9 protein-coding genes are annotated in these 10,563 nt (G+C 63.6%); 7 read left to right on the forward strand and 2 right to left on the reverse strand.

Going from position 1 to position 10,563, the window contains the following annotated elements:
• Positions 1–46: 46 nt before the first annotated feature.
• Together B4C31_RS05480 and B4C31_RS05485 are read left to right on the forward strand one after the other, a co-directional pair.
• Positions 47–655, forward strand: coding sequence for a M23 family metallopeptidase (locus B4C31_RS05480; RefSeq protein ID WP_291531648.1), 609 nt, complete (start codon positions 47–49; stop codon positions 653–655).
• Positions 656–714: 59 nt separating this feature from the next.
• Positions 715–2,529 (forward strand): AMP-dependent synthetase/ligase, encoded by a 1,815-nt coding sequence (locus B4C31_RS05485; RefSeq protein ID WP_291531649.1) that lies wholly within the window; start codon positions 715–717, stop codon positions 2,527–2,529.
• 130 nt (positions 2,530–2,659) lie between these two features.
• Here the strand turns inward: B4C31_RS05485 and B4C31_RS05490 are convergent, their stop codons facing one another.
• Together B4C31_RS05490 and B4C31_RS05495 are read right to left on the reverse strand one after the other, a co-directional pair.
• Complete coding sequence (locus B4C31_RS05490; protein WP_291531650.1) at positions 2,660–4,204, reverse strand: hypothetical protein; 1,545 nt, start codon at positions 4,202–4,204, stop codon at positions 2,660–2,662.
• A gap of 123 nt (positions 4,205–4,327) precedes the next feature.
• A complete protein-coding gene (locus tag B4C31_RS05495; RefSeq protein WP_204386930.1) occupies positions 4,328–5,545 on the reverse strand; it encodes an NADP-dependent isocitrate dehydrogenase in 1,218 nt (405 codons plus the stop codon).
• 117 nt (positions 5,546–5,662) lie between these two features.
• Between B4C31_RS05495 and B4C31_RS05500 the strand changes: the two genes are divergently transcribed.
• The 5 genes from B4C31_RS05500 to rpsB all read left to right on the forward strand — a co-directional run.
• Positions 5,663–6,787: a GuaB3 family IMP dehydrogenase-related protein gene (locus tag B4C31_RS05500; RefSeq protein ID WP_291531651.1), complete on the forward strand. Its 1,125-nt coding sequence runs from the start codon at positions 5,663–5,665 to the stop codon at positions 6,785–6,787.
• A 139-nt stretch (positions 6,788–6,926) separates the two neighbouring features.
• Positions 6,927–7,409, forward strand: a complete 483-nt coding sequence (locus B4C31_RS05505; RefSeq protein WP_291531652.1) for a hypothetical protein — start codon at positions 6,927–6,929, stop codon at positions 7,407–7,409.
• A gap of 56 nt (positions 7,410–7,465) precedes the next feature.
• The gene (locus tag B4C31_RS05510) at positions 7,466–9,550 is read left to right on the forward strand and encodes an AMP-dependent synthetase/ligase (protein ID WP_291531653.1); all 2,085 of its coding nucleotides are present in this window, start codon (positions 7,466–7,468) and stop codon (positions 9,548–9,550) included.
• A gap of 38 nt (positions 9,551–9,588) precedes the next feature.
• Complete coding sequence (locus tag B4C31_RS05515; RefSeq protein WP_291531654.1) at positions 9,589–10,071, forward strand: peptide deformylase; 483 nt, start codon at positions 9,589–9,591, stop codon at positions 10,069–10,071.
• 266 nt (positions 10,072–10,337) lie between these two features.
• A partial coding sequence (rpsB, locus tag B4C31_RS05520; RefSeq protein WP_291531655.1) for a 30S ribosomal protein S2 occupies positions 10,338–10,563 on the forward strand: 226 nt, incomplete at its 3' end.

The raw sequence follows: 10,563 nt of genomic DNA on the forward strand, positions 1-10,563 counted from the left end.
CGTGGCTGCGACACTGGTGATCGGGGGAGACGGACGGAATGGGGGAATGATGGACGACGGGTACGCGAATCGGCTGCGGCGCAGGCGATACCGGGAGCAGCGGCGACGGGAGCATATGCGGCGGGGTGCGGCCATGGCCTGCATCGGTGGGGGACTCGCACTCTGCCTGTGCATGGTGGTGGCGATTCCGCGTCGGAGTGCCACGGTGGCGTCGGCCGCCGTGGCTGATGTGAGGGGTTGCAGGGCCTCGATGGCATGGCCGGTGGTCGACGCCCATGTGGTGGGTGCGTTCGATCCGCCGCCGCAGCCGTGGGATCCCGGGCATCGCGGCGTGGATCTGGCCGTGGAACTGGGAGTCGACCTGCTTGCCCCGGCGGATGGCATCATCGCATTCTCCGGCACGGTGGCGGGCAAATCGGTAGTCACGATACGGCACGGGCGGCTGACGTCAACGTTCGAACCCGCCCAAACCGCACTGCCGGCGGGCAGCCGAATCGGTCGAGGCGACCGGTTCGCGACTGTTGCCGGCGAATCCGACCACTGCGGCGAATCCTGCGTGCATTGGGGCGTGAGGACCGGCGATGAGCGGTACCTGGACCCCGTGGGACAGGCCGAGACACGCAAAATCGTGCTCAAGCCGGTTACGGAAACGTAGGTTATGGGGTCGCGCCATAGTACAATCCAACTGTCAGGGTTTCATCGTCAGGGAGCGACATGGACAAGGAATACACACGGCCGTTGCAGGAGCCGATCGACACCAACGTCAACCTGTTCTCCATCCTCGAGGAGCGCGTGCGGCGCGCCCCGCAGGATTCGTTGGTTGAATACAAGGACGAGCAGGGCCAATGGCGGTCCTTCACCGCCGCGGAGTTCAAGGATCTGGTGGTCTCGCTGGGCAAGGGGCTGATCGCCCGCGGCATCATGCCCGGGGACTGCGTCTCCGTGATCGCGCACACGTGCTGGCAGTGGACGGCGTTGGATATGGCCATCATGTCCATCGGCGCCTTGACCGTGCCGGTGTACGAAACCAATTCGCCGGCTCAGGTGGAGATGATCTTCAACGATTCGCAGGTGCGGATGGCGTTCGCCGAAAACGATGCCCAGCGGGACAAGATCGAATCCGTGCGCGAGCATTGCCCCGATCTGGGCGACGTCTACGTGATCGACCGCGGCGCCATCGAAACGCTGCGGGAGTATGGCCGCGGCGTCAGCGATGCCGAGTTCTATGAGCGTGAGCGCGCCGTCGGCGGCGATGATCTGGCCACCATCGTCTATACCTCCGGGTCCACGGGGGTGCCCAAGGGGATTGAATTGACCCATGGCAGCTTTGTGTTCATCACGTATTCGGGCGTGCAATCCATGCCCGACATCGCCATGAAGCCGAATCGCCGCCTGCTGCTGTTCCTGCCGTTGGCGCACGTGTTCGCCCGGTATATGCAGTTCTTCTGCTTCGCCGGCAACGTCACGCTGGGCCTGTCCAGCAACCTGAAGACGATCCTCGCCGATTTCAGCGCGTTCAAGCCCACCTTCATCCTGGCCGTGCCGCGCATCTTCGAGAAGATCTACAATGCCGCCTCGCAGAAGGCCGGACGCGGGCTCAAGGGGCGCATCTTCGCCGACGCCGCGGTGGTAGCCCGTGAATGGTCCAAGGCCCAGCAGTCGGGCGACGGCATTCCGGCGGCGTTGAACATCAAGCACGCCGTGTACAACAAGCTCGTGTACTCCACCATCATGGAGGTGTTCGGCGGCAGCGTGGAATACGCGGTCTCCGGCGGCGCCCCGTTGGACGTGTCGATCGCGCACTTCTTCAACGGCGTGGGCCTGCCGCTGCTCGAAGGGTACGGCATGACCGAAACCTGCGCACCGTCCAGCGTGAACCCGACGGTCGGCTACAAGATCGGCACCATCGGCCTGCCGCTGGAAGGCGTGACGATGGGCATTGACGAGAACGGCGAGTTGTGCATCAAGAGTCCGGCGGTCTGCAAGGGGTACCACAACAACCCCGAGATCACCGAGCAGCAGATCATCGACGGATGGCTGCACACCGGGGACCTCGGCTCGATTGACGACGAGGGGTTCGTCACCCTGACCGGGCGCAAGAAGGACCTGATCATCACCGCCGGCGGGAAGAATGTGTCCCCCGGTGCCATGGAGGCGTCGGTGATGACGTCCCCGGTGGTCAGCCAGTGCGTGGTGGTGGGCGACCGCAAGCCGTTCATCGCCGCCATCATCACGTTGGATTTGGGGGAGACGAACCTGTGGCTGACCTCCCAGGGTGCCGAAACCATGCCTGATCTGCAGACGGCCGCCCGCAATCCGATCGTTCGCGCCGAAGTGGAACGCGCCGTCAACGTGGCGAACGAATTGGTCTCGCGCGCCGAGTCGATCCGCAAGTTCGAGATCGTGCCGGATGAGTTCACCGAGGCGAACGGTCTGATGACCCCGAGCATGAAGGCCCGTCGCCAGGCGGTCACCGAGCACTATCACGATCTCATCGACACCGTGATCTACGCCCCGGCGAAGCGCTGAATCCACGAAACGCGAAGCGACAACGATGATCGGGGAGAGACCCGCACAGGTCTCTCCCCGATCATCGTTCGCGGTGGTTCCGATGACTCGGCTATCTCGGATGGGTCGCGGATGACCGGGCGCGGTTTCGTTACAACCCCGCGTCCGCAAGCGTGATGTATCCGGGGTCGATCAGCGCTTCCTTGAGATTGCTGGCGCTGACCGCCACCAGCGGTTCGGTCAGCGTGGGCACCTTGGAGCCGTTGATGTCCGTGGTGTTGATGCCTTCCAGATCATCCAGCGGCTTGTCGGCGTCCAGGCGCGCGCAGATTTGGGCCACATCATCGCTGATGGCCACACGGTCCTCCAGTGCGGTCATCCACTGCTGGCCGTCGACGATGCGGGGGATGATGCCGAGATACGCCCCATATCCGGTGACGATCGGCCAGCGGGAATTCATGCGTTCGATGTCGTCGTCGATATCTCCATCGGCGTTATCGTCCGATTCCTCCGGCGCCTTGATCGGATCCGGGACCTGCTGCTTGACCAGGTCCTTGCGTCCGGCGATGTTCCCGACGATGCCTGAGATCGAGATGGAGGGATTGATGTCGGCCGACGTGCCGACGTAGCCCAGCGATGACAGCTGGCCGATCACCGAGGAGGCCACATAATCGTTCATGGCGATGATGCCGTCGACGCGCGTGTGTCCGGCATCGGCATCATCCATACCCAGCCGTTGGGTCAGTTCGGCTGCGATCGCGTCCTCGTCGGAGGCATCGAACGCCACCGAACGCCAATCGTCGGCGGTGGTCTCGGCGGTCAGCAGACCGGAGGGGCTGAGCGCACGCCCGTCCTGGAAATACGGCGCGAGCACGTTCCACACGCCGCGAAACGCCGCCGCAGCGAACTCGTCGGTCTCCTGTTCGCTCTCGTCGGCGTCGGAGGAATCCTCGGACACCGTATTGCGGGGGAGCATCACCTCGACATACTTGGGGTTCTCCACGCTGGTGGAGTCCAACTTGAGCTTGTCCACGATGTTCTGCGCTTGAATGGCGCCGATCCGTTCCGCGTCGGACATCTGCACATAGGCGTCCGGGGTGAATCCGGTGATCGTGCTGGCCATCAGCACCACACGCATGCCCGCTTCCTTGGCCAGATCCAGCGCCGTCACCAGTCGTTGCGCGTCCTGCTCGGCCTTCCGGTCATCCTCGGAGATCTCCCCGTCCTGCGATTCGATGTCGTCGGCGTTCCAGTCGATATGCTCGGTCACGTAATCGCCGTATTGGCGGGTGGCGTCGCCCGCCTCCACCGCGGGGGCCACAACCAGCGTGATCTCGTCGGGCTGGGGGTCGTCCTCGCCCGGGGTGAGCGCCTCGACCACATAATCCTGGATGTCCCGGCTCTGCCGTGCCAATCCGTCCGAGGTATGGACGTGGATATCTTCCCGAGAGAAGCCTTGCTCCTGCAAGGCCTGTTCGAGCTCGGGCGTCAGCGCCTGCCATTTGTTCAACGGCGTGTGTTGTGAAATGGTCAGGCCGTCGGTCGGCGTGAAGATGGCCACCGTGCCCGCCTCGTGCACCTGCGGATCGGAGGGCTCGGGTTCCTCCTGTCGTGCGGTGCAGCCGGAGAGCGGCACCGTCAATGAAAGGATGGCTGCAGCCGCCGCCAGCCGGACGAAGACCTGCCTGCGTTGCATCGTTACCTCAACTTTGCCGTGTTACCACTACCACTACTGCACCACGATTCTAGTAGGCGCGATACACCAACGCCCGGATGCCGGCGGAAAACCGCGCAATCCGGGCGTCGGGCGGTCGCCATGTCAGTCGTGCAGTGCCCTGGCAAGCTCCTCATCCAGCGTATCCATGAACCCGTCGGTGTCCAGCCACGGCTGGTCGGGGCCGATGAGCATGGCCAGATCCTTGGTCATACGGCCGGATTCCACCGTTGAGATGATGACCTGTTCCAGCGTCTTGGCGAAATGCTCCACTTCGGGCGTGCCGTCGAGTTTGGCGCGGTGCTTGAGGCCGCCGGTCCAGGCGTAGATCGAGGCGATTGGGTTGGTGGAGGTCTTCTCGCCTTGCTGCCAACGGCGGTAGTGACGCGTCACGGTGCCGTGGGCGGCCTCGGCCTCGACCGTCTGGCCGTCCGGGGTCATCAGCACCGAGGTCATCAGTCCCAGCGATCCGAACCCCTGGGCCACGGTGTCCGACTGCACGTCGCCATCGTAGTTCTTGCATGCCCACACGTACCCGCCATGCCATTTCAACGAGCTGGCCACCATATCGTCGATCAGGCGGTGCTCGTACGTCAGACCGGCCTGTTCGAACCGCTGGCGGTATTCGGTGTCGAACACCTCGGCGAACAGATCCTTGAACCGGCCGTCGTAGGCCTTGAGAATCGTGTTCTTCGTCGACAGATACACCGGGTATCCGCGCATCAGACCGTAATTGAAGCAGGCGCGGGCGAAGCCGCGGATGGAATCGTCCAGGTTGTACTGCACCTGGGCCACGCCGGAACCGGGGTAGTCGAACACCACATGCTCGATGGGCTCGGAGCCGTCCTCGGGCGTGAAGGTGACGGTGAGCCGCCCCGGTCCGGGAACCTTGAAGTCGGTGGCCTTGTACTGGTCGCCGAACGCGTGGCGTGCCACCACGATCGGCTTGGTCCACCCGGGAACCAGACGGGGGATGTTCGAGATGACGATCGGCTCGCGGAAGATCGTGCCGCCCAGGATGTTGCGGATTGTGCCGTTGGGCGACTTCCACATGCGCTTGAGGCCGAATTCCTCGACGCGTGCCTCGTCGGGGGTGATCGTGGCGCATTTGACGCCGACATGTTCGCGCTTGATGGCCTGCGCCGCGTCGATGGTCACCTGGTCGTCGGTGGCGTCGCGGTTCTCGATGCCCAGATCGTAGTATTCCAGATCGATGTCGAGATACGGCAGGATCAGACGGTCCTTGATGTCCTTCCAGATCACGCGGGTCATTTCGTCGCCGTCGAGTTCGACGACCTTGCCTGCGACCTTGATTTTGGCCATGATTCCTCCTCATATGGTGCGTGGCGATGGTTCCAGTCATATCGCAAGCCGACGGTGCACGCCGGGTTTGTCCACGATGTTGACACTGAGTCCCACCTGAGCATTAGCCTTGAAGGTATGTCTCAGGAAATTGAAATCGGCTTGGGCAAGAAGGGGCGTCTTGCCTATTCGCTCGACGACGTCTCGATCGTCCCGTCGCGCCGTACCCGTGATTCGGGTGATGTGTCAACCGCATGGCAGGTGGATGCCTACGAGTTCGATGTTCCGGTCATCGCGGCGCCGATGGATTCGGTGACCAGCCCCGCAACGGCCATCGCCATGGGCAAGCTCGGTGGTCTGGGGGTTCTGGATCTCGAAGGTCTGTGGACCAGGTACGAGGACCCGCAGCCGGTTTTCGACCGGATCGCGGCGTTGCCCGCCGACGAGGCGACCAGCGCCATCCAGCGCGCTTACGCCGAGCCGATCAAGCCCGAGCTGATCACCATGCGTCTGCATGAGATCCGTGACGCCGGTGTCACGGTCGCCGGTGCCTTGTCTCCCCAGCGCACGCAGCAGTTCTACTCCACCGTGGTGGACGCCGGCGTCGATCTGTTCGTCATCCGCGGCACGGTGGTCTCCGCCGAACATGTGTCGAACACGCACGAGCCGTTGAATCTGAAGCGCTTCATCTATGACCTGGACGTGCCGGTCATCGTCGGCGGTGCGGCCAACTACACGGCGGCCCTGCATCTGATGCGCACCGGCGCAGCCGGCGTGCTGGTCGGGTTCGGCGGCGGCGCCGTCTCCGCCACGCGTACGACGATAGGCGTGGAGGCCCCGATGGCCACGGCCATTGCGGATGTGGCCGAGGCGCGCCGCGATTATATGGACGAGTCCGGCGGACGGTACGTGCAGGTGATCGCCGATGGCGGCATGGGCACGTCGGGCAGTTTCGTCAAGGCGTTCGCGCTGGGCGCCGACGCCGTCATGCTGGGCGCTCCGCTGGCCCGTGCCACCGAGGCGCCGGGCAAGGGCATGCACTGGGGCGCCGAGGCACGTCATCAGACGCTGCCCCGCGGTTACCGCACGAATGTGGGCACCGTCGGCACCCTGGAGGAGATCCTGTATGGTCCCAGCCATCAGGCGGACGGCACCACCAACTTCATCGGTGCATTGCGCCGGGCCATGGCCTCAACGGGTTATGTGGACCTGAAGAGCTTCCAGCGCTGCGGCGTGGCGGTGAATGCCCACAGGGGCGTCTGACCGGTCGTTGTCCACTTATCCACATTTTCGCCCCGCACGGTTGCGGGGCGAATTGTTTTGTGCTGTTGTGGGATGGTAACGGCCCATCGCTCCGTGTCAGAGGGATGCGGGGGCGGCCATTGACCAAAGGGGGGTTACCATGCAAGGGGATGTTCAACGTCGAACGGCGCAGGGGTTGCCCAGCGATGACGGATTCATTCAGATCGAACTGTCCAAACAGCCGGTGCCATATCATATCGTCCGGTGCTTCGAGGATCACATCACCCCCGAGGACAGCCGGTCGCTGGCCCTGTCCTCCTGCTGGCTGGCATGCCGGTGCACCGACGTCATGCGCGGGCGACTGGCCCCGTCGATGCTGCAGCGCAACCTGACGGCGAACTGTCTGACCAAACTGGAAACGATGTCCCACCTGATGGAGAACCATCTGCAGAATCACCGGGAGCTCAGGGAACAATTCTGTTTCCTGCCGGTGGTGCCCCACCAGATCCTCGGCATGTTCGTCAGTCCCGTCACGCTGGAGTTGACCGCCCATCTGACCATCGGACGTACCCACTACTGGGCGAACCTGGTGTTCAAGCGTGTGGGCAGCCGATGGATGTGCACGCTGGCCGATGTGGGCTGAGCGGCCGGCGGCGTGCCGATTCGGCACCGCCGTGCGCCGGCACTAAGATGAGAGTCATGTTGCGTGAATATGCCGTGGACCCCATCCGTGAAACCACCGAACAGGACACCATCTACTCGCTGCTCGCATTACGCGCGGCCCGCGACGCCGAGGACGTCGTCGCCCAATGGCAGGACGAGACCACCCGTCAATGGCATGACGTCACCGCCGCGCAGATGCTGGAGCGTGTGCGTGCCGTGGCCAAGGGATTGATGGCGTTGGACGTGCGTCCGGGGAGCATGGTCGTCATTTATTCGCCGACCTGCTACGACTGGGGCGTCGTCGATTTCGCCTGCGCGGCCATCGGCGCGGTCAGTGTGCCGATCTACGAGACGGATTCCGCCAAGCAGGCCGAGAACATCGTCAATGACGTCAATCCCGTCATCGCCTTCGCCGAGGACGACAGCCACGCCCACGTGCTTGAGGAGCTGCGTGACGGGCATGACGACTTCCAGTACGTGTTCAACTTCCAGACGGACGGCATCGACGCGGTTGTGGATTTCGGCAGTGCGGTGAGCGATGCCGAACTCGACGAGGCCATCGACCGGGTCAAGGCCGACGACCTGGCCACCATCGTGTACACGTCCGGCTCCACGGGGCGTCCGAAGGGCGCCATGCTGTCGCATCGGAACTTCACGCATATCGTGTATGCGGGATACGACGTGTTGGACGAGATGCTGTACCAGCCCAGCCGTCTGCTGCTGTTCCTGCCGCTGGCGCACTGCTTCGCCCGGTATATCCAGTATGTGGCGATCGGCGCGAACGGCGTGGTGGGGTACATCCCCAACGCCAACCACCTGCTGGCCGATTTGAGGGGATTCAAACCCACATACCTGCTGGGTGTGCCCCGCGTGTTCGAGAAGGTCTACAATGCCGCCTCGCAGAAGGCGGGGGCGGGTATCCGTGGACGGATCTTCGCCAAGGCCGTGGCCCATTTCACCCAGTGGTCCAAGAACCAGATGGCCGGCAGGCCGCATCCCGTGGCCGAACGGCTGCAACATGCGTTCTATATGAAGGTCGTCGGCGCCTCGGTACGGTCGGCGCTGGGACCCAACCTCAAGTACCTGGCATGCGGCGGCGCCCCGATGAACGCCGACCTGGCGCATTTCTTCAACGGCATGGACGGCATCACCTTCATCCAGGGATACGGTATGACCGAAACGGCGGCGCCCTGCGTGGTCAATTTCGAGGACGCGAACCGCGTGGGCTCGGCCGGCAAGCCCGGCCCGGGCATTGCGCTGAAGCTCGCCGAAGACGATGAGGTGATGATCAAGGGCCCGAACGTGTTCCTCGGCTACTACAAGCAGCCCGAGCTCACCGCCGAGGTGCTTGAGGAGGATGGCTGGCTGCACAGCGGCGATCTGGGCCGCATCGACGATGACGGATTCCTGTACATCACCGGGCGCAAGAAGGACATCATCATCACGGCCGGCGGCAAGAACATCAGCCCCGCGCCGATGGAGGACATCATCAACACCTGCCCGATCGTGGCGCACACCGTCATCGTCGGGGACAACAAGCCCTTCGTCGCCGCGTTGATCGCGTTGGATGACGAGATGCTGTCCGGCTGGCTGCAGGGGCAGGGGCTGGATACGGCGATGGACCAGGAGCAGATCGCGCAGAACGATGCGGTGCGCGCGTATGTCCAGCAGTACGTGGACCGGGCCAACGCCAACGTCTCGCGCGCCGAGTCGGTGCGCAAGTTCGTCATCCTGGACCACGACTTCAACCAGGAGGAGGGCACGCTGACGCCGAGCATGAAGGTGGTGCGGCCCAAGGTGCTGCAGCGGTACGCGGATCTGATCGAGGACGTGCTGTACGCGCCGAAGAACCCCGTCCGCTCGTTGCCCGCCACGGTGCGCATCCTGGACAAGACCACCGAAACGGTTCGCCAGGCTTCGGAAAGCGTGCGTCAGGCCTCCGAGACCATGAGCCCGAAGATGCGCCAGGCCATCGACCAGGCCAAGTCGAATATGTCAGATTCGCTTGCTAGCGTGTCCGAGAAGATTCGGCGTCAGCAGTCGGAGGATGATCCCTCCGGCGCCGATGGGACGCCCGCAGGGGCTGACGGTGCCGACGCCGCCGTGCAGGATAACGACTGACACCGGTCATTCCGGTTATTGCAGAAAAGAGGACTATCGTGGCGATTCGCGAGATTCGTGTGGTACCCGATCCCGTATTGCGCACCCCCTGTGATCCGATTGCGGAGATCACACCCGCCGTGCGCCGCCTGGTGCAGGATCTGCTGGATACGGTGGACAACCCCGGCAGGGCGGGTCTGTCGGCCAACCAGATCGGTGTGAACCTGCGCGCCTTCTCGTACAACATCGACGGCAAGATCGGGTACGTGCTCAATCCGGTGCTTGAGGAGACCCGTGGGGAACAATACGGCGATGAGGGGTGCCTGTCGCTGCCCGGTCTGTGGTACGGCACCAAGCGCGCCGACTACGCCCGTGTCCGCGGCATCGACCTAGACGGCAAAACCGTCGTGCTGGAAGGCACCGGCATCATGGGGCGCATGCTCCAGCACGAATGCGATCATCTGGACGGACACGTCTATATCGATCGGCTGGAGAAGGAGGAGCGCCGCAAGGCCTTGCGCATGATGCGCGGCAGCCGTTAAGCGAAGAGCCCGGTGGGCTCTTCGTAGGCTGCCGCCGAGCGCGACCCCGTCATCCATCGGATGGCGGGGCGTTGTGCTATCATCGCTCTTCGTGCGCCATCCGGCGAGTCCCGCGGTCGCAGGCGGGGCGAGCCACCCAAATATCGTCTACCGGCGCACACCAATTCGCGCCATGTCCGCGACGGCCTGTGTCGGTCGGTCCCCTCGGGGATTGCACGCAGGTGCGCATGGCCAGGCAAGAACCGACAATGAAAGGTAGTCATATCATGGCTCAGATCACGATGAGCGAAATGCTCAAGGCCGGCCTGCACTTCGGCCATCAGACCCGCCGCTGGAACCCGAAGATGAAGCAGTACATCCTCACCCAGCGCAACGGCATCCACATCATCAACCTGTTCAAGTCGCTCGACATGATCGACACTGCGTACGATTTCATCAAGCAGACCGTCGCTCACAACGGCACCGTGCTGTTCGTCGGCACCAAGAAGCAGG

Origin of the sequence: Bifidobacterium sp. UBA4282, assembly GCF_002394995.1 — a bacterium.
Classification (GTDB): domain Bacteria; phylum Actinomycetota; class Actinomycetes; order Actinomycetales; family Bifidobacteriaceae; genus Bifidobacterium; species Bifidobacterium pullorum_B.